Annotated in this window: 15 protein-coding genes; 2 read left to right on the forward strand and 13 right to left on the reverse strand. The window is 38.2% G+C overall.

Features of this window, described 5'->3' with window-relative positions; translation table 11 throughout:
* Window positions 1–1,455, forward strand: coding sequence for a family 43 glycosylhydrolase (locus OWO01_RS10005; RefSeq protein ID WP_268780315.1), 1,455 nt, complete (start codon window positions 1–3; stop codon window positions 1,453–1,455).
* Window positions 1,456–1,541: 86 nt separating this feature from the next.
* On the opposite strand, the gene OWO01_RS10010 is transcribed toward OWO01_RS10005, so the two are convergent.
* From OWO01_RS10010 to OWO01_RS10035, 6 genes are all read right to left on the reverse strand, one after another.
* On the reverse strand, window positions 1,542–2,708 hold the full coding sequence (locus OWO01_RS10010) for an NAD(P)/FAD-dependent oxidoreductase (RefSeq protein WP_268780316.1): 1,167 nt from the start codon (window positions 2,706–2,708) through the stop codon (window positions 1,542–1,544).
* A gap of 179 nt (window positions 2,709–2,887) precedes the next feature.
* Window positions 2,888–5,803: a glycosyl hydrolase 115 family protein gene (locus OWO01_RS10015; RefSeq protein WP_268780317.1), complete on the reverse strand. Its 2,916-nt coding sequence runs from the start codon at window positions 5,801–5,803 to the stop codon at window positions 2,888–2,890.
* A 397-nt stretch (window positions 5,804–6,200) separates the two neighbouring features.
* The gene (locus OWO01_RS10020; protein ID WP_268780318.1) at window positions 6,201–6,836 is read right to left on the reverse strand and encodes an ABC transporter ATP-binding protein; all 636 of its coding nucleotides are present in this window, start codon (window positions 6,834–6,836) and stop codon (window positions 6,201–6,203) included.
* Window position 6,837: 1 nt separating this feature from the next.
* The gene (locus OWO01_RS10025) at window positions 6,838–7,698 is read right to left on the reverse strand and encodes a hypothetical protein (protein WP_268780319.1); all 861 of its coding nucleotides are present in this window, start codon (window positions 7,696–7,698) and stop codon (window positions 6,838–6,840) included.
* A complete protein-coding gene (locus tag OWO01_RS10030) occupies window positions 7,691–8,464 on the reverse strand; it encodes a hypothetical protein (protein WP_268780320.1) in 774 nt (257 codons plus the stop codon). The genes OWO01_RS10025 and OWO01_RS10030 overlap by 8 nt, the downstream gene beginning before the upstream one ends.
* On the reverse strand, window positions 8,461–9,612 hold the full coding sequence (locus OWO01_RS10035; RefSeq protein WP_268780321.1) for a hypothetical protein: 1,152 nt from the start codon (window positions 9,610–9,612) through the stop codon (window positions 8,461–8,463). The genes OWO01_RS10030 and OWO01_RS10035 overlap by 4 nt, the downstream gene beginning before the upstream one ends.
* 769 nt (window positions 9,613–10,381) lie before the next feature.
* Between OWO01_RS10035 and OWO01_RS10040 the strand changes: the two genes are divergently transcribed.
* The gene (locus OWO01_RS10040) at window positions 10,382–11,719 is read left to right on the forward strand and encodes an alanine/glycine:cation symporter family protein (RefSeq protein WP_268780322.1); all 1,338 of its coding nucleotides are present in this window, start codon (window positions 10,382–10,384) and stop codon (window positions 11,717–11,719) included.
* 111 nt (window positions 11,720–11,830) lie between these two features.
* Here OWO01_RS10040 and OWO01_RS10045 read toward each other — a convergent pair whose 3' ends face one another.
* The 7 genes from OWO01_RS10045 to OWO01_RS10075 form a co-directional block, all read right to left on the reverse strand.
* Window positions 11,831–12,439: a YesL family protein gene (locus tag OWO01_RS10045; RefSeq protein ID WP_268780323.1), complete on the reverse strand. Its 609-nt coding sequence runs from the start codon at window positions 12,437–12,439 to the stop codon at window positions 11,831–11,833.
* 211 nt (window positions 12,440–12,650) lie between these two features.
* The gene (locus OWO01_RS10050) at window positions 12,651–13,622 is read right to left on the reverse strand and encodes a carbohydrate kinase family protein (protein WP_268780324.1); all 972 of its coding nucleotides are present in this window, start codon (window positions 13,620–13,622) and stop codon (window positions 12,651–12,653) included.
* Window positions 13,623–13,656: 34 nt separating this feature from the next.
* Window positions 13,657–15,102 (reverse strand): glycoside hydrolase family 32 protein, encoded by a 1,446-nt coding sequence (locus tag OWO01_RS10055; protein WP_418936214.1) that lies wholly within the window; start codon window positions 15,100–15,102, stop codon window positions 13,657–13,659.
* 14 nt (window positions 15,103–15,116) lie between these two features.
* Entirely contained in the window at window positions 15,117–16,709 is a 1,593-nt protein-coding gene (locus OWO01_RS10060) for a type 2 periplasmic-binding domain-containing protein (RefSeq protein ID WP_268780326.1), read from the reverse strand.
* Window positions 16,710–16,728: 19 nt separating this feature from the next.
* Entirely contained in the window at window positions 16,729–17,622 is an 894-nt protein-coding gene (locus tag OWO01_RS10065; RefSeq protein WP_268780327.1) for a carbohydrate ABC transporter permease, read from the reverse strand.
* A gap of 17 nt (window positions 17,623–17,639) precedes the next feature.
* Entirely contained in the window at window positions 17,640–18,521 is an 882-nt protein-coding gene (locus tag OWO01_RS10070) for an ABC transporter permease (protein ID WP_268780330.1), read from the reverse strand.
* A 604-nt stretch (window positions 18,522–19,125) separates the two neighbouring features.
* Window positions 19,126–20,088 (reverse strand): LacI family DNA-binding transcriptional regulator, encoded by a 963-nt coding sequence (locus OWO01_RS10075; RefSeq protein WP_268780328.1) that lies wholly within the window; start codon window positions 20,086–20,088, stop codon window positions 19,126–19,128.
* Window positions 20,089–20,233: the final 145 nt, after the last annotated feature.

A 20,233-nucleotide genomic window follows, 5' to 3' on the forward strand; every position in this document is an offset into this window, starting at 1 on the left:
ATGCATAAGCAAGTATTTAATCCATTCTTACCTAGTTACGAATACATTCCCGACGGGGAACCTTATGTATTCGATGATCGATTATATCTATATGGTTCCCATGACCGATTTAACGGGAAACTTTTTTGTTTGAATGATTATGTCTGCTGGTCAGCACCCGTGGATGACCTAAGTGACTGGAGATATGAAGGGGTTATTTATCGGAAAAAGCAAGATCCGTTAAATAGGTTAGGTTTCTACCAAATGTTTGCTCCCGATGTTGCGAAAGGTGTGGATGGGCGGTATTACTTGTACTATACACTTGGGTTTCGAAGTATTATTGGTATTGCAGTAAGTGATACACCAGCGGGAGATTATGAATTCTATGGCTATATAAGTGACAAATTTGGTGATAAATTATGGAACCAAAGCGGAGATCCTTTTTTATTTGATCCAGGTATCTTTGTTGATGATGATGGAAGTGTTTATTTATATTCTGGATTTGCACCAAAGAAAGGGGTCCCTTCTTTTTTAACAGGATGGAAGAAGCGAACGTACGAAGGTGGATATGTGATCCCATTAGAACAGGACATGAAAACTGTTAAAGAGGAGCCAAAGTTAATTTTCCCAAAAGTCGGACATGCGCAAGGAACGGGTTTTGAAGGACACGAATTTTTTGAAGCAAGCTCGATGCGAAAAATAAACGATACCTATTACTTTATCTATTCATCCATCAACGGTCATGAACTTTGTTATGCTACCAGCAAAAGTCCTATTGGTCCGTTTACATATAGGGGAACGATCATTAGCAATGGGGATCTCTACATCAATGGTCATACGAAAGACAATGAAGCTTATAACTATATTGGCAACAATCATGGTAGTCTCGTTGAGGTGAGAGGGAAATGGTATGTTTTCTATCATCGACAAACGAACAGACATCATTATTCCAGGCAAGCTCTCGCTGAACGTATTGTGGTTAAGGATGATGGCTCCATCCCCCAGGTAGAAATGACGAGTTGTGGACTAAATAATGGTCCATTAGATGGATCTGGAACATATGAAGCTCGGATTGCTTGTCATTTGATGTCAGCTAATGGTGCTGGAAGGTATGGCGTTTATTTTGGAAATATTACATTCAAGGATCACCCTTACTTCACACAAACAGGGAAAGATAGAGAAGAAAATCCAACCCAATATATTGCGAATATGCAAGACGGGGCGGTTGCCGGGTTTAAATACTTTCAGCTCAAGAATTTGCAAGAGATCTCGGTCTTTGTTCAAGGCAATGCAAATGGCGTGATGCTTCTATCCACCTCCCTTGATTCAGAAGCTTTTGCCAAAATAAAGATTCAACCGAGTCGAACGTTCACCAGCTTTGGTACAGAAGTAAAAGGAAAAGACGGAAAGCACGCACTCTACTTCACCTTTAAGGGGACGGGCAAGTTAGATTTTCAATCGTTCACATTAAAGTGAGGAGGGGAAACCAATTCCCCTCCTTTTCATTCGACATATTTCATCAAAAACCGGGCGGTGCCAGGCACCTAATTACTCGTTGGTGATTAAAGACCCAATATTTTATCTCTTATTTTTTTGGCTAGCATTCCGCTGTAGACTAGTCCGTTATCTCCATAGGCAAACAAGAAATAGCAGTTAGGAAATTCCTCGTATTCACCAATCATCGGTAAGCCATCGTGCGTCCCTCCATAAAATGCCCCGAGATAATATTCCGGTTGAACATCTATTGTCGGGAAAAGCTTGTTGAATTCCTCAATCAACTGATTTTTTTTATGAATGATTTTTGCGTCACGCTTTTCAGGATTCGTGGTGGTTTCATCTAGCCCTCCGATAATGATTCGGTTATCTTTCGTTGTTCGCATATAAATATATGGTCTTGCAGTCTCCCAAATTAATGTGCGTTTGTACCAATCATCAAAATGTTCTACGGGGTTGGTCACAACTGCATACGAACTGGAAAGCACAGCGTTTCTTTCTTGTTTTATTTCTAAACCTTCGTATCCACAAGCAAAAATGACATGTTGCGCTTCAATAGAATAACCATTTTCCGTATAGAAAGTTGCTTTCTCTTTTTCTAACTTTTTTCCATTGATTCTCGTTTGCTCGTAAACACGAACCCCTTTTTTATAAGCCTCCTGCAATAATCCATGATTGTATTTAATCGGGTTTAGCTCAGCGTCATCATAGGTGTACAAAGCTAAATCTGTTTTAAATGGATACCTTTCACTGATTTGTTTTTTATTTAGCAGATCTGCTTTAAATCCATGCTTTTTTAAATAAAAATATTCCTTTTTCAACTTTTCCACACCAGCTTTGTCACTGGCATAATAAAGCGTATCTCTACGGGTAAACTCCGAATCGATCTCCATCTCAATCGACGCTTTTTCGATATCATTCATTGTCTCTTCACATAACTTTGTATGTACTATTGCTTCTTCTTCTCCAAAGCTATTTACTAGTTCAAACAGCATTTTATCCCCTAAATATTGAATAAGTGCCGTATTAGAGCTCGTGCTACCAGATCCTACTGCCTGCTTGTCAACAACGACAACACTAAGGTCCGTATCACTTAATAAGTGCGCGCATTGAGCGCCAGAACTCCCACCACCAACTACCAACACATCACATTTTATATTTTCCTCCAATGCAGGATAAGTAGGTTTGTTAGGAAATGTGGTAGGCCAATATAAATTTCCGCTTTGTACATCCATTTCTCCAACTCCTCATATTTAATCATGTTATAGTATGAACCATTAATGATTACTTATTAGTTGGATAAGAAAAAACTGTCACCACTCGTTTTTTGTCGAAAAGCGAGTGGTGACAGTTAATTACATCATCTACACAAAGAAGACAACTGAAAAGCTTAAACGGCCTGGTTTCTTCCTAGCTATTTCATACGATAAAAACACTCCGTTGGGCCGAGGTAGCTGTTGGCTGGTTTATGACCTTTACGGTAGATCACCAGTTTTTCCAGAACGAACCCTGGGCTCATTGCATAAATTCGCAATGTATTTAACCCTTTGTCACACGAAATCATGGTGTAACATTTACGAATATTATTCAGTACACCAGCTTCCCAATTGTGATCATCAACACGATAGCCATCAGGAAGAAGATCAACTTGATTGACATCACCTTCATTGATTTGAACACCACAACTTATCGTCCCATCGCGCGTGACAGGGTTTGATGGTTGCATATACAACTCGACCTCATAAATCCCATCCTCTTTAACCGCGAAATGATAGTCGAGGTAAGGGGCGTCTTTTCCGATCGTGAAATAGGCTGTTGTTGGAAAAGCTTTTACAGCGGACAACGTTTTTCCATAACCTTTAATCACTTCAAATCGATTCAGTGTTCCCTCTTCATTCGTCTTCCCTTTATTAACGGCAAAATGCTCCGCTTCAATCGAAACATATCCATTTGTTTCCACGAAAGTCATCTCAGGATACACAGTAAAATCCAACTGTGCTACCTTGACAATAATCGTACAACTCCCAACTGGCATTTCAACGACTATTTCGCCTTCTGTTTCACCATTGAGCACACTGCGATCAATATGAACGTCAATGACATCACTTGTTTTTTCTTGACCATCTAAACGCCCCTGCATTTTTGAACACGTCAACCATGGCTTCTCGCATGTCACCTGATAATCTGCAACTTTATCACTAACACTAGCAATCGTGAATGAAGCTGTTTCAACATCGGGATGTAAAAAATCATTCAAATATAATGTATTTTTATGCCATGGGCTACCTTCACTATGTTGACCTGTCCCGTCAATCGTAACAACTAACCTCGGCTTATTCGCTGGTAGGACATTCATTACAATCGGATTTTGGCATTCGTCCTCATTCCAGTGAACAAAACCAATATGCTCGGAAAGTCCCATACCGTACCACTTGCCTTCAGCGATTGCATGATACTGTTCAACAAGCTCTCGATCCCGTTTTAGACAAGCTGCAACCTGATCAGCATAATTATTTGCCTCCATCTTACCTAACTTTGCATCATAATGATTTTTACCATTCAAGAGCCACATCTTTTGTAGATTAAGATTAGCTACAGTTGGATAGTATACGAGCGAGAAATAGGCAGGTAAATACACTTCATCAACTGATTGATAGAGTTTCTTCGCTTTATCCAAAAGCTCATCAATCTGCTGTAACAGATCATCCGTTTCGTTGTAATTGACCGGATGATAGACATCAACATTCATATGCTCTGGTCTTCGGTTATGGGCAATTTTTGTATAACCAGTCAAAAGTTCAAAGACGTCTTCCATCTCATCCGGTTGAAAAACACCCGCAAACTGTTGTTCAATCCATTGCTTTGTATAAAGATCCGTCTTATTCAAAGCATGAGTTCCCCATTTATCAAAATCATAAGCCAAATCAAGGAAATAGGATAACGGAAACTCCTGTGTACAAATGTCGCCAACATTAACGATCCACAAATCACGAACACCAAAATCATACGCCATTGTCATCTGTTCCCATATCTTAGGCAGGTAGGAACTGTTGACCCATTCATACGAAATCGGTCCGCCATGATAATCAAAATGATAATACATTCCATAACCACCTTTATGGCTACGCATCGCTTCTGTCGGCAAGGTTCGAAGGTTACCATGATTATCATCACAGAGCATTAAAATTACATCCTCTAGCACCTCCGAACCCATTAATCCAGGTGTATCTTGATCTCCATAAAAGAAAGGTTCTACTTCTTTATACAAAGCTAGCATTCTTGGAACTTCTGACAAGTCAGGGTTAACATGCTCTTTAATCAACTGATTTTGCGTCTGGATCACATCTTTAAGCAAACCGATATTGTCCGCTAACGTTGCTTCCTTGCCCATAATTGATGTATCTTGTTCACCACGCATCCCTACAGTAATGACATTCTCAAATGTACCACTTCGCTTCAGCCCATCTTCCCAAAACTTAGTGATGCCTTCTCTGTTCGTAATGAAATTCCAGGCATCACCATAAACTGAATGCTCCCCACGCAAATATTTATACTCTTCACCATAGCGTAAACAAGGCTCATGGTGAGAGGCTCCCATTACAACGCCATATTCATCAGCCAGTTCTGCATTCGCTAACCCTGGCCCTTCATCACTGAAACGAGCGGACCACATCGCAGGCCAAAGGTAATTCCCTTTTAATCTTAATAATAATTCAAAAACGTGATCGTACATTTCGGCATTAAAACCACCGAAATTCTCCGTTGCCCAATTTCCAAAGGCTGGCCATTCATCATTGATAAAAAAACCTCGATAACGAACAGAGGGCTCTTTCGAGATATATTTCAAATTACCATATAAAGAAAATGAGTTTTTACGTTTTGGTTTCACATCATTCCAATTGACTAACGGAGAAACACCGAGTCTTTCAGATAAATGAAAAAGCCCGTAGATTGTCCCACGCTTATCACTCCCTGCAATAACGAGCGCTTTTTCAACGCCTTCAAATGGCTGTTCAATTACCTGGAACAGATAAACTTCTCTTTTACCTCTTATTTCGGACAGGTTGATCAGCTTGTTCGCTTCCAATTCTTCAAGCATTGGACTTTGATCAACCGTCCCATACAAAATCGCATGAGCACTCAGCTCACTTTTATTTGTGGTTACTTTTGGTAAACAACCAAGAACACGTTCTACGTCATGCCTTACCTTTTGAACGATTTTATTTACGCCACTATAGGCCTCATTCTCCTGATAAATCAACGCACGGGGAGGTTCGTCATCCCTCGTTATTATGGTCTTTAACATGGTCTGATTAATGACAAAATCCATACTAACTGTCCTTTCTACCATTGTTTTTTAAAAAGGTTTTGTTTACTCCGTTATTCTTATTTTTTTAAAAAGATAGCATGATACCAGCGATCATTATTAGCTCAGAAAATAGAGTGAAAGCCAATGAAACTTTTATTCTCTCTTTGATCTTTAGTAAGCTTAAACTGAACGTAATATACCAAAATACATGATAACGATTACATTATTTTGTTTAGATTAGACTGTTACACGACTCGGCATCTATATTACACGAACGGACAAAGAAAATTTCGTTAGCAAATCCACGCTTCATCTTAGCAAAAAGCAAGTTTTCTTTGCGTAAACATTTTTACAACCCTGTTTTAAATATGCATCTTACCACCTATTTCCCAGCGATAACGATTTGCTGACAACTACGTTAGAGGACTTGTAGATTCCCGTTGTCCATCTCACAAACTGTATCACATAAGGCTTCAATGTCTTCTGCATAATGCGAAGAGAGAATAATGGTAATTCCTTGTTCATTTAAACGCTTCAATAACGCACGAATCTCAACAACTCCATATTTATCTAAACCATTCATAGGCTCATCCAAAATAAGAAGCTCTGGCTTTTCCATAATCGCCTGGGCTATCGCTAAGCGGTGACGCATTCCTAAAGAATATTTACCCACATGCTTTCTATTATTCGGATCAAGTCCAACTTCCTTGATCGCCTCTATTATCTCTTTATCTGTGATTGATCGTTTTATCGATGCCAATAGCTTTAAATTCTTAAAACCATTCATACTATCAATAAACCCAGGCTCTTCAATGATAATACCAATATCCTGTGCAGCGGCTAACTTAACTGGTTTACTATTAATCAAAATAGTTCCCGAATCTAGCTTCATAAAACCACAGATAGCCTTAAACAACACGGTTTTACCTGATCCGTTCCGACCAATGATGCCATGTATCTTTCCTTTTTCAAATCGAACGTTCACTTGATTTAGCGCTGTGACCTCTTTAAATTTTTTCACCGCTTGTTCTACTTCAATTAAATAGCAGACCAAATTAACCACTCCCCTTTAAATCCATATCTTTACGAATAAAAACTTTGTAGGCCGCACCACTCATTACCAAAATAGCAATAAGCAATGTAATCAATGCATAACTTGGAGCAGGTAACTGTCCATCATCCCAATTAAAGGTCGATATGCTCATCCAACTTATCGGTGAGAGATAATAGATTAAATAGCCGATACTAAAGAAACCTAAATAATTCGAAAACAAAGAAACTGCAACAAGTATGCCCGCAACAACGATACCCGCGGTCTTAGCTAAGACTGTATTAAAACACAAGATGACAACCCCGATAAATAGGGTAACAAGAAAAAAATAAAATACACTGATTGTTGTAGCAGCTATCGGTGTTAACTGTGTAAGTAAATTAGGATTGAAAAAAATCGTCACCGTTTCAGGAGCTAACGTAACATCATGGGCCAATGATTCAATCACAATCCCCCATTCTAACGAAAATTGAACAGATGGTAAGAGAACAACCACAGAAGTTACAAAAGTAAAAAGAGTAAAAATAATAGATGCCCATACAAGATAAACAAGTTGACTAATCATCCAATTTTTTCGCCCTGTACGTATGATCACAAAAGGAGCATGATGATCTTTAAAAGGAGCATCACAAAATAACAGAATTACTAAAAAAGCAAACACCTGTAAAACAGGTGGTGTAAATAGATGTGGAAAGATCCAAGGCGTTAAGTTGTGACCTACTTCTCGAGAAAAGCGAGAAAGTTCATAAGAATGATAGAACAAAAAGGCAAACGTAACAATGAAAATTGTATAAATCCTCGGATTAACGAACCACTTTTTCAAATTTATTTGGGAGCAAAGTAAAACAGATTTTACATCATCCATATGCAACCCTCCTTTTTATATTTATATAGGACAAATAAGCTAAAGGGAGTGAAATGATCAAAACCGTCATCAGTTTCAAAAGAAATGAAGACCATACTGTTCCAGCATCATAGACCGACTCAAAAATGTACATCGCTTTAAATTGAATCGGGATGTTTAGACTTGATGTTAAACGATGCATCAAGTAATAACATACGACTGGTGCAGCGAGGGTAACATACCTATTGGGCATCATTGTTGATACCCAAAAAGCAATCATAGCAAACAATACCGAACTAAGAGATATATGAGCAATGTAAAAGATAAGATACCGGATCACTTGTCCATTAACTAGGTATATACTATAGGCTTCTGTTCCTATTCCATGTTGATGGACAGGTAACCAAATCGACAAAATTAACACAGCGAACGCCAGACCAATAGCGGTTGTCAAAAAGGCTGAAATTAAGCTTAAAGATAATTTACCTAAAGCATATGATTTAACACCTGATCGAATGATCCAAGGTAATATTGCTTTTTGTTGATACTCCATTCCAAACGATAACGTGAAGGGTATCAATGGCACGAGAGCCAGTACTAACATTAAGTTTCCCGACGATCCACCTAAGCTCGCTTCTAATAATTCAATAGCTCCTTGATCTGGATGAATTAACGGTATACTGGTGAAGATAACGATTAAGCAAACAAGAATACAACACGCAAAAAATCGGACAGAAAAAAGAGCACGCGATACATTTCCAAGCTGTAAATTAAGGAATTTTTTCAATTCGAATCACCACTAACATTTATAATTCGCTCACCTGTAACCGCATTAATAATATGGTAATGGTAGTCAACATATTCTTGTGCAGGATCTATATCCGTTGGTTCTGTTTGTTCTTCTCTTGATATTAGGAAGACCCATGACGGCACTAAGCGATAGTTTCCATCCTCAAAAAAACTAATGTAAGTAAGCTCCATTTTCTCAATCCGTGTAGCTGATTTTAGAAGCACTGCGTTATAATAATCAATCAGTTTCTCTAAGGCTTCCTCCTGACCAATAAGTGTTTGTGATTCACTTGCATCAGTCGTTTCATAAAACCCTACAACTTCAAGCGTATGTATACCGCTTTCTTTGTAAATAGCCGTTAGCCTCGTGTACGTTATTTCATCAGATTCCAGGATTCTTGTTTGCCAAATATCATTAATTAAAGGAATACCATCAACTACTTGTCTAAACTGGAATAAATAGGCCTCATCATCATCTGTCCATTGAACAGCATCTTCTCCACTTCCAGCCATTAAATTTAAATAATGCTCATAATGTGTGGTGATTGTTTCATAATCCAACCCATAAACAATCTCCGTTTCTACACCATCAATACCTAATGAACTTAACTGATCTATAATCTCCTGTTCCGCTTCAGAATAAGAAATAAAATCTAAATCAGTGAAAGTTTGAAAATTGTTATTTTGCTGATATAAACTGAATTGAGTAGACTGATCGGGCGGACCAGGTGAAGTGTGAGCCACTTGCTGATAATTCACCGGATGATCTATCGAGTGATTCCAATAACCAAACCCTCCCTCCATACCGCTTTCTACCCCAAAAGTCTTACCCCCATCATAGACAGTTAAATATTCTTCTTGTGCATCTCCTTTTGTTTGATAAGAAAAACCAAAGGCATTTATTTCTTCATTGACTAACGATTCCACAAGTATTGTGTTCGCTACCACATCTGGATCTAACTCTAGTGAATTCGCAGTATAGATTTTAGCCTCCTTTACCTCCGTAACCTCTTCCATATCAAAAGCTATTTCAAGTCTTTCCGGAAGCTTAACCCGAGAAGATGCATCATTATTCGAATCCTCCCCCTCACATCCCACGACCAAAAGTATGATCACAACGTAAAACCAAAAACGTATCCACTTCAATTCATTGCACCTCTTTTAATAGATTTATAGATTTACCTTAACATTTAACCCATCTTGACACATATATCGTTTTGTGAAGCGCTTTCATAATACAGCTTTGTTCATCCGTTAAACTAACTATAATTAACATTCTATCCTTGTTGTTTTTTTTTGTCAATCATACAATTACTTTAACAATTTAGACTGGGCCTGAATCTGTGCGGAGTTTTGATTACACTGCTGGGAGGGGTTAGAGGCAGTTAGCGCGTGGAGACAGCTTCAATTGGTTGCAAAATAGCCATTGGAATAATAATGTCTTCTCCAATGGCTAAAGGTTTTGATCTTGATTAAGTTGTGATATCAAAAAATGAAATTTCAAGCTAGTGGAGGCGGTATTCTCTCACGAATGGTCCGGTGCAAACTTCGGGGTGAAAGCGTGAATTGTTACCTTGTATGCTACTTCGATGTACTCACTGATTTGAAGAGGATGTTTTACGGACGGTTGCTCCGGGATAATTTCAAAAAAAACCTTTTTAAAAATTAACCTTCCAAACAGGATGATTTTATGCTAAATTTTATTGTAAGAAGTTTCTGTATATTCCGCCTTTTTATGATGCCGCGCAATTGGCGGTATTTTTTACTGCCAGATTTTTTGACAGAGATAAATGATTTAATAGCTCTGTAGCATTACATTGCCTATTTTTTATACATCTTTTTCCCTTGATCACCGTTCTGCATCAGGTAGTGTAAATATTTGAAGCTTATATTAAACAGAAAAGGAGAACAGAATGTGAATTTTATAAAAATCATCAAAGATATTAACGATATTTTGTGGGGACCAATTATGTTGTTTCTCTTAGTCGGAACAGGGGTCTTGTTTACCTATCGACTAAAAGCAATTCAAATCAGAAAATTTAAACAAGCATGGAAGATAACTTTTGGGGGTCTCTTTAAAAAAGGGGAAAAAGCAGACGAAGACGGCATGTCATCGTTCCAAGCACTAACCACCGCAATTGCAGCACAAGTAGGGACAGGCAACTTAGCAGGGGTTGCTACAGCTGTTGCAGCAGGAGGACCTGGTGCTGTTTTTTGGATGTGGGTCAGTGGTTTTTTCGGAATGGGAACGATTTTTGCGGAAGCAATACTTGCTCAGCTCCATACAGAACGCGTAGATGGGGAAATTACTGGTGGGCCAGCTTACTACATAAAAAAAGGATTAGGTAGTAAATTTCTTGCTGGATTTTTTGCCATATCTATTATTATTGCTTTAGGATTCATGGGAAATATGGTGCAATCCAGCTCGATTGCTGAATCTGTACATGTTGCTTTCAACATTCCTAATATTATCACCGGCTTTATCGTAGCGGTTCTCGTTGGCTTAATCATTGTTGGTGGTATGAAGAGAATTGCCTCTTTCACAGAAAAGATTGTACCGATCATGGCAGGTTTTTATATTGTTGGAGCACTAATTATTGTTCTTATGAATGCCGAAATGATTATTCCTTCTTTTCGAATGATTATACACGGTGCCTTTAACCCCTCCGCAGCAACTGGCGGTGTTATTGGTGTTACGATTAAGGAAAGTTTTCGTTATGGTATCGCAAGAGGATTATTTTCGAACGAAGCCGGAATGGGATCTACACCACATGCACATGCGGTGGCAAAGGTGAAGCATCCAGCACAACAAGGTCTCGTATCCTTCATGGGGGTCGTAATTGATACAGGCGTTGTCTGTACATTAACTGCTCTTGTCATTTTAACAACAGGATCTTTTTCATCTGGATTATTTGGTGCACAACTTACGCAAGAAGGTTTCACGATTGGCTTTGGGAATTTCGGAACAACCTTTATCGCTATTTGTCTATTCTTCTTTGCATTATCTACAATTATCAGTTGGTATTACTTTGGGGAGGCAAATGTGAAGTATCTCACAGGAAAAAAAGGAATTTCTGTCTATCGAGGAATCGTATTAATATTTATTGTAGTCGGAACAACGATCAATGCAGAAATCATTTGGGAACTTGCCGATACTTTCAATGGATTAATGGTCATACCAAACTTAATCGCCCTAATCGGCTTATCCTCACTAGTCATCAAAGTAGCCAATGACTACGAAAATAAATTCTAAGTGCCTGTCACCACCCGATTTTTGTCGAATATTTTTATATCAGAAGAAAGTCTACCATTTAACATATTGGTAGACTTTTTTGTTACGAATTTTCATTTTCACTTTTTTCTGTCAAAGTTCACTTTTTCTTGCTAAATGACTAGATCCAATCCACATTGTAACAAGAGCGATTGAACTAACTCCGATTAGCAGAAATAAGGGAACGAATCGAATATAAACAATGAAAAAAATGAATAGTATCAAGGCTAAGGCTATTGTATGAATTGGTCTTGACAATGCATAAACGAGTGCAAATTTTGGATATTGAACGATTGGGTACTTGTAGTGTACAAAAAGTGGAAAAACCGTACTAAGGCTTAACGCCACAACAAACAGGACAAAAATTAATATTCCAACCCCAAGCTGCGTCCATAACGATGGGGTCATCATTTGAAGAATTCGATAATACAAATACAAACCACTTATGCTTAGGGTATACATAAGCCCTAGAATATTAGCTGTTAGAAATTCCTTTATATAATTCTGCCAAAAATTACGATAGAGATATTGATCATCTTTCTCCAAAATTAACTGTTTTGAAGATGCAAATAAAGCAACTAAGCTTGGAAAAAAACCTAAAACTCCGATACCTAACAATACTCCTAACCAAAAGAACACATTTAAAAGGAGGAGATGAAAACCCAGTGTACCAATACGAGTGAACCATGAATTTTGATGCATTTTCCGCTCCTCCTTTTCTATCATTCAAAATAATAAATACATTACTGCCTGTCAAGTACTATTCATTGTAACTAACGAGAGTAGAGATACTTCAAACAGTAAGAGTTTTTATCAATATCCCTACTAGTTATTAGTTAAACCATTCGGGGTGCTAGCGTCCGTTACTCCCACTTAAACTACTTGATATTCTCGTTGTTTTGAAGTGGGAGTGTTACGGACGGTTGCTCCGGGATAAAAATTGCTGTACATCATCAAGCGTTGGTATGTTCATTGCACCAATTCTCGTACAAACTAGTGCTGCAACAACATTACTAAACGTCACCAAATCTACTAACTGTTGTTCATTTGTTAGCATACCAAAGCAATCCGTCTCCTTGGAAAACTGATATAGCAAAGCACCAATAAACGCATCCCCAGCACCTGTTGAATCTATAGATTTGATGTTTATACTCGGTACCATTCGATTGAAGCTAGGTGTAGATAGATAGGTACCTTTTGCACCTAGCGTAACCGTAACGACCGCAACTCCCAACTGATGAAGCAAGGCTGTGCCGCGACTTAAATCCGTCTCCTTAGTAATTAAAGCTAGTTCATCTTCACTCACTTTAACTAAGTCAGCATTTCTACAACATGCTTTTGCTCCTTCAACGAATGCATCTATATTACCACCCCAAAGATCTTCACGATAATTCGGATCAAATGAAATGAATTTATTTTGTTTATCACTATTTTCCATTAATGAAAGATACGTCTCTCGAAAAGGATCCGATAATAACGCTGTTGCTGAACCAAAGTGGAACATTTTGATATCGTCTAATTGATCGTTATCAATATCTGTAAATTCGTAGTATTGATCTGCGCCTCTCGCAAATGTGAAATCTCGTTCTCCTTTCGCATCTAGCGAGACAAAGGCTAATGTTGTGTGGTGATGTGGATCTTTTTTTAACATTTTTGTATGAACCCCATGTTTTTGTAGGGTTTTTTCTAGATACTGTCCAAATGCGTCATCCCCAACTTTTCCAGCAAAATGCGCTTCACCACCAAATGCAGAGATAACTGAACAAACATTTGCAGGCGCCCCTCCCGCTTGCTTCATGAAAGTATTTCCTTCCATTACTGTCGCGTTCACATCTTTACAGAAAAAATCAATAAGTAACTCACCAATACACGCTACCTTCATCATTTCCTCACCCTTCTCATGCATACCTTTAATCGGATCAATCATTTTTCAGTTGCCTTATTTCACCTTCTACTAATTTTGCTTTCAAACTATCTGTTGTTACCGTTAACGTGTCAAATGCCGAACGGGGATAGACTAAACTTGTCAATGCATAGTTCCCCTCATTAATGAAAATTTCAATCGATGAATGATCACATATCATTTGTAAATGGTATCGCTTTTCTATTGAAATAGGGAGCACTTGTTCACAGGAAAACAGATCCGAAAATTCAACAACACCTGAACGACTTCGATCCAGTACGAGTACTTCTTTACGATTGTCTATCTTCACAACAAGCTCTTCTCCAGAACAGGTCTGTAAGGTGAAAATAATCTCCTTTGCATCAGCTGGAGCAACGATTACATCTATCATAAATGGGTTCTTTACTATAGGGAGTGTTAAATTAACTAAGGCTTGATTTGACGGTAGTTTAATATAGTCTTGTGCGTAATTCATCAACTCTTCCACAGGCTTTTGATTTAATAGAACACCCTGATTTGTTTCCACCAATGAAAGTTTACGAGGAAGGGTCATTTGACTACGCCACTCACCTGTAGGCACTTCATTAGCATAACGCCAGTTGCTCATCCACCCCATATAAATACGCCGACCGTCTGCTGGAAGGATATCAGAGAAACTGACTCCAGCATAATTATCTTTTCCGTAATCTAGCCATCTTACCAGCTCATCATCAGGCGTAAAAACTTCTCCATCAAAGTCACCAATAAAATATTGTGTTTTTGAGCCCTCTTGTTTATGCGGGTTGTCTCCTACACTTACTAACATCACCCACTTCTTTAAACTTGCTCCTTCCATACCAAGTTCAAATAAATCGGGACATTCCCAAACAGCGTCTTGATAACCCCTTCCTTCTCCAAATTCACTTGCAAATTGCCAGTCGATCAAATTTAATGATGTATATATCATGATAGTTTGACCTGTTGCAAGCACCATAACCCAGCGTTGAGTGTCATCATGCCAGAATACTTTTGGATCTCGAAAATCCACTTTACTCTCATGTTTCAAGACTGGATTGCCACTGAATTTCACCCATGTTCTTCCTTCATCTTTGCTATACGCTAAGCTTTGGTATTGTTTTGGTGGTCCTGAAGATTGATCTAAATGATGTGTAAAAATAGCTACCATTCCTGTTTGATCATCAAAAAAGCCCGTAGTATTGTTCCAATCGATGACAATGCTTCCTGAGAAAATCATTCCTAATTCATCTGGGAAAAGCGCAATAGATTGCTCTTCCCAGTGAATCATGTCTTTACTTATCGCATGTCCCCAATGCATCGGTCCCCACACACTGTCCTGGGGATTGTGTTGAAAGAACAGATGATAGAATCCATTAAAATAAACCATCCCATTTGGATCATTCATCCAATTTTTCTCCGGTGCAAAATGTATTTCTGGTCTGTATTGATCTGTTTTTTGTAGCAAGCTAACCATCCTCTCTATTCGTTCGCGCGATCATAACCGTTCTGTTTAATTTCTAACCATTCTTGGACATGAAGTCGATCTAATTCTTGTAGATAATCTTCCCATTCCTGATCTGCATTTCCATTCGTAATCCACTCCGCTTTCTTTCTGCGAATATAAGGGATTAAATCTGCCTCTATTGTTGATAATCTATCTAATTCATCTTTATCAAAAAAGACATTTGGATAAATGTTATCCGCCTGCATATGTGGAACCATTACTTCCTCCATTAAGTTAAGTCTCCACGCTGCATCATCAGGCATCGTTGTCACTTCTCCATAATAGCTATCTAAAATAGCAAGTGGTCCCCCTGCTGATGTTTTTTCCCTCAACTCGATAGGTGATACCCCATCAAGCGGTAAATGTCTTAACATATTATTTGACTCATCATATTCAAAGATATTCTGTAACTCATCATCACCATACGTTCCCCAGTTATTTTGAACAGATTGTTTTGGATCGTATAGTTGATCAATCCACTTTGCAGTTAATTCAAGATTCTCATTCGCGCTTGTAATTACCATTCGTGAACGATCAAAGCCCATTCCATTTGAGCGGGGAACATTTACATGTCCATCCGGTCCTGCAAGGGGGTTCATTAGGTCATAATCATCACCCATACCACTGATATTTCCTTTATCCCACGTAAAGTATAGGCCGTACCTTCCTTCTTGACCTTTTGCCACATAAGTCGGCCAATCATGTTCGAACGCTTCAATGTCAATCAGCTGTTCTTCATACAATTCATTCATAAAATTAATCGCGTCTCTGTACCCTTCTTGCATCGATGTAAGTAATATCTCTTCATCATTTGTTACTACTGTATGGTCCCAATTATCACCGTATCCGAATGAACCAAATAAGAAGCCTGGATCTTGACCACCATCATTAATAATGAATGACATTGGGATTGTTTGGCCATTCCCCGCAGGATCGTTATCCCTGAATGCGATCAACACTTCTTTTAATTGTTCTGTTGTTTCTGGCATGTCTAGACCAAGTTCCTCTATCCATTCCACATTAATCCACGGAAAATTATCTACAGAATGAATACTTTCTCTTCCTTCACCTAGCTCCTCTATCCATGGGAAAGCATAAATATTACCATCCGGAGCTGTCATCATTGCCTCATATTCTGGTGATGCTTCAAGTACCGCTTGTAAATTCGGCATATACTGATCAATCAAGTCATTTAACGGAATAATGGCCCCGTCCTCCGCATAATTCAATAACTCATAATCACTAAATGCTGCATTTTTGATCGCATCTGGCATCTCCCCTGTAGCTAGAGCTAGATTGCGTCGCTCACCAAATATTTCACCCGTAAAGTTTAACCAATCAATATGCACGCCTGTCTCTTCCTCTAAACGCTGATAAATTAACTTTTCATTTGGATCTGCTGGTGCCGGTGGTGGACTTTGCGTCATAAATCTCAGAGTTACCGTTTCTTCTAGTGGAAAACTGATATTCTCAAGGCCATAGTCTTCAGAATGTGCTTGGTCCTCCTGATTACAACCTACTAGCGAAAACGCAACAACAATTATGATTAAACTTAGAATTTTTTTCATAGTTAACACTCCTCGTATATTATTTTAATGAGCCAACCATAACTCCTTTTTCAAAATACTTTTGAAAGAATGGATACATCACCATTAAAGGCAAGCTAGCTACCACAATCGATGAGTACTTAATCAATTCTGCAGCACGTTGCATTTCAGCACGAGCCAACTGATCTGCAATCATTCCTGGAGGCACTTCATTTTGCACCAGTATCTCACGTAACACCAGTTGAAGTGGATATAAAGAGCGGTCATTCAAGTAAATCATGGCATTAAAATAAGAATTCCACTGGCCAATAAACGCAAAAAGTGCGATTACAAATATAATTGGCTTTGAAAGTGGTAAAATAACGCTCAAAAATATACGGAAATCTGATGCACCATCAATTTGTGCTGCTTCCTTAAGTTCCTTTGGCACCCCCTTAAAAAATGTTCGTGTTAAAATGATGTTCCAGACTCCCACTGCTCCTGGTAAAATAATTGCCCAGGGTGTATTGATTAGCCCTAACCCTCTAACCACTAAATACGTAGGAATCATTCCACCATTGAAGAACATAGCGATTAGGAAGAATATCGTAATGATTTTCCCACCGACTAATGTATCAACCGATAAAGAATAGCCTGCTAAAACGGTAAAAACAACTGCAACAAATGTGAAGCCAGATGCATAGAAAACGGAATTCAAGAAACCCCTTACAATCGAACCGTCTTCAAAAATACGTCGATAGCCATCCAGCGTCCAATGCTCAGGATTAAATGAAATCCCTTGATTCAGTAATATATTCGGTTTTAAAAATGAACCTAAAACAACATACAATATTGGAACCGTTACAGCTAACACGATCAAGATGAGTACTATTTTATTTAAAAATAGTAGCGTTCGATCCACGCGTGAATTATTTATAGGCGATTGCTTATACATTACGTCGCCACCTTTCTTTAATATAGCGTTTCGCCATTGAGTTTTTTAATTATTCCATTTGCAGTGACAAGCAAAATTAAGCCAATAACTGTATTAAACAGACCAACTGCTGCACCAAACGACCAGTCACCAGAAAGTAAACCTCGTTTATAAACATACGTATCAATGATTTCCGATGCAGGAATGTTCATATCGGTTTGTAACAAATACGCTTTTTCAAAGCCTACTCCCATTATCCCTCCAATAGCTAATATGAAGAGGACGGCCATAACGGGCTTGAGTACTTGAATATCGATATGCCAGGTCCGTTGTAAAAGCGAAGCGCCATCAATTGTTGCTGCATCATGTAATTGTGGATCGGCATTAGATAAAGCAGCCACATATACAATGGACGAAAAACCTGCTCCTTGCCATATACCAGAAATAATGAAAATACTTCTAAAATAATCCGGATTAGACATAAAGGATATTGGGTTACCTGTAAACTGTGTAATCAATGCGTTAACCGGACCAGCCGGGGATAAAAAAATAAATATCATTCCCGCAATAACAACCGTTGAGATAAAGTGCGGAGCGTAAATAATCAATTGGATGTTCTTCTTAATCTTCGAACGTCTAACTTGATTTAACATTAAGGCAAGCAAGACCGGTACAGGAAATCCAATAATTAGTCCATATACACTTAGTTTGATGGTGTTTGAAAATATTTGGAAAAAATTCGGTGATGTAAGAAAACTTCTAAAATGGTCTAATCCCACCCAACCACTTCCAAAAATCCCTCGTGTTACACTAAAATCCTGAAAAGCGATGAGAACACCATACATAGGAATATAGTTAAAAATAAAGACTAGCGATACTGCTGGAAGTAAAAAGAGGTAGAGCATATAATTCTTTTTCATGTACTGCCACTTACCATTTTTCTTTCTTTTTTGATTGAATTGAATGTCTCCCGTTAGACCTTTATTCATTACATCTTCTGGTTGCTTCATCATATCAACTCCTTCGTTTAATCAGTTCTCGTATACGCTTACATAAATGTCCCTTTAATATGTCAATCGGTTGACATATAGGGCAAAAATAAATATTTACACCTTGAGTTTAGCTTATGACAACATATATGTCAACCGGTTAACATATATTATTTTTAAAAAGGTGCGAGGCAATGTCTATGAGGATTTCAAGTCGATCAACGATCATTTCTTTTCAGTAAAGGTTATGTACATCTCAAGAAAAAAACGATCACACCGTTGGGAACGTGGCTAAAACTGTTCGGAAAAGTTATCAAAACCTAAAATTTTGTCATTTGCCAGCAATAAAGTGAAACTTCAATCAGTGGGGGTTTTTTAGGTATTCCCCCCACTGATTGTTAGTTGAACCATTCGGGGTGCTAGCGTCCGTTACTCCCACTTAAACAACTTGCTTTTCTTGTTGTTTTGAAGTGGGAGTCTTACGGACGGTTGCACCGAGATAAAAAAATAACCCCACAGAATAGGTGAGATTACTTCATGTCGTTTTTCCTTGAATTAACTCCACCGGTAGCGTAATATTTTCTACAGCTGTTTTTTCCCCCTCATTAATTAACTTCACTAAAAGATGCACTGCTTCCTTAGCCATTGCTTCAATAGGCTGTTGAATTGTCGTTAAATCCGGGAATAACATACGTGTCATATCCGCCCCATCGTAACCAATTACTTTTACGTTTCCAGGTACATTGATTCCTCGTTTCATTGCTTCTCTAATCACGCTACCAGCGATTAAGTCATCACTAGCAAAGACCCCGTCTATCTTTGGATTTTCATCAAACATACGCACACTATAATCATCGACATTTACATACGTTTTGTAGGGCATTTTATGTTTCTTCATCGTTTCCTCATAAGCATCACGTCTTAAATTAGCTGGTGTTTCTAATGAACGTCGACCATTAATATGAAAAATATGCTTACAACCTCGCTCAAGTAAATGTTGTGTTGCCAATTCCCCTCCACGATAGTTATCACTTGATACAACGGGAATATGATCGGCTAAGAAACGATCCACACTTACGATAGGCATTCTCGAGCGATGATACGTATCAATTCCTCTATTGTGTGCACCAGCGATGATTCCATCCACTTGGTGGCGTTGTAACATTTCCAAGTAAGCACGCTCCTTGTCTTCGCGCCCACCACTATTACATAATAAAACTTTATAACCTAATGCTTCACAGAAATTTTCTAGGTGATAAATGAGTTGTCCATAGAATGGATTATTTGTTGTTGGAAAAATAACACCAATAATGTATGTCTTGCTAATGAACAATGATCTTGCAATTTCATTTGGATAATAATTCAATTCTTCCATTGCTTCATGAACCTTTTTTCTTGTCTTATCCCCAATGTAACCTCGATTATTCAAAACACGAGAAACAGTGGTAAGTGACACACCCGCAAGTTCAGCTACGTCTGATAGTTTTGGTTTATTCATTGATATCCTCTACTTCTCTTTAATATTTTTGTTAAAAAATTTATAATGTTATGATAAGGCTTACTTTACTCTATCATGTCCAAGAAAAAAGAAAAAGAACTTTATCCTAGATCGATCTTCCGAAACTAACAAATTTCATATTATA

This window comes from Natronobacillus azotifigens (assembly GCF_026805325.1).
Lineage (GTDB): Bacteria > Bacillota > Bacilli > Bacillales > Amphibacillaceae > Natronobacillus > Natronobacillus azotifigens.

Excerpts from the sequence above, each read along its gene's own strand:
- OWO01_RS10005 (WP_268780315.1), top strand. The coding sequence starts at position 1 with ATGCATAAGCAAGTATTTAATCCATTCTTACCTAGTTACGAATACATT.
- OWO01_RS10010 (WP_268780316.1), bottom strand. The coding sequence starts at position 2,708 with ATGGATGTACAAAGCGGAAATTTATATTGGCCTACCACATTTCCTAAC.
- OWO01_RS10015 (WP_268780317.1), bottom strand. The coding sequence starts at position 5,803 with ATGGATTTTGTCATTAATCAGACCATGTTAAAGACCATAATAACGAGG.
- OWO01_RS10025 (WP_268780319.1), bottom strand. The coding sequence starts at position 7,698 with ATGGATGATGTAAAATCTGTTTTACTTTGCTCCCAAATAAATTTGAAA.
- OWO01_RS10045 (WP_268780323.1), bottom strand. The coding sequence starts at position 12,439 with ATGCATCAAAATTCATGGTTCACTCGTATTGGTACACTGGGTTTTCAT.
- OWO01_RS10050 (WP_268780324.1), bottom strand. The coding sequence starts at position 13,622 with ATGATGAAGGTAGCGTGTATTGGTGAGTTACTTATTGATTTTTTCTGT.
- OWO01_RS10060 (WP_268780326.1), bottom strand. The coding sequence starts at position 16,709 with ATGAAAAAAATTCTAAGTTTAATCATAATTGTTGTTGCGTTTTCGCTA.
- OWO01_RS10065 (WP_268780327.1), bottom strand. The coding sequence starts at position 17,622 with ATGTATAAGCAATCGCCTATAAATAATTCACGCGTGGATCGAACGCTA.
- OWO01_RS10070 (WP_268780330.1), bottom strand. The coding sequence starts at position 18,521 with ATGAAAAAGAATTATATGCTCTACCTCTTTTTACTTCCAGCAGTATCG.
- OWO01_RS10075 (WP_268780328.1), bottom strand. The coding sequence starts at position 20,088 with ATGAATAAACCAAAACTATCAGACGTAGCTGAACTTGCGGGTGTGTCA.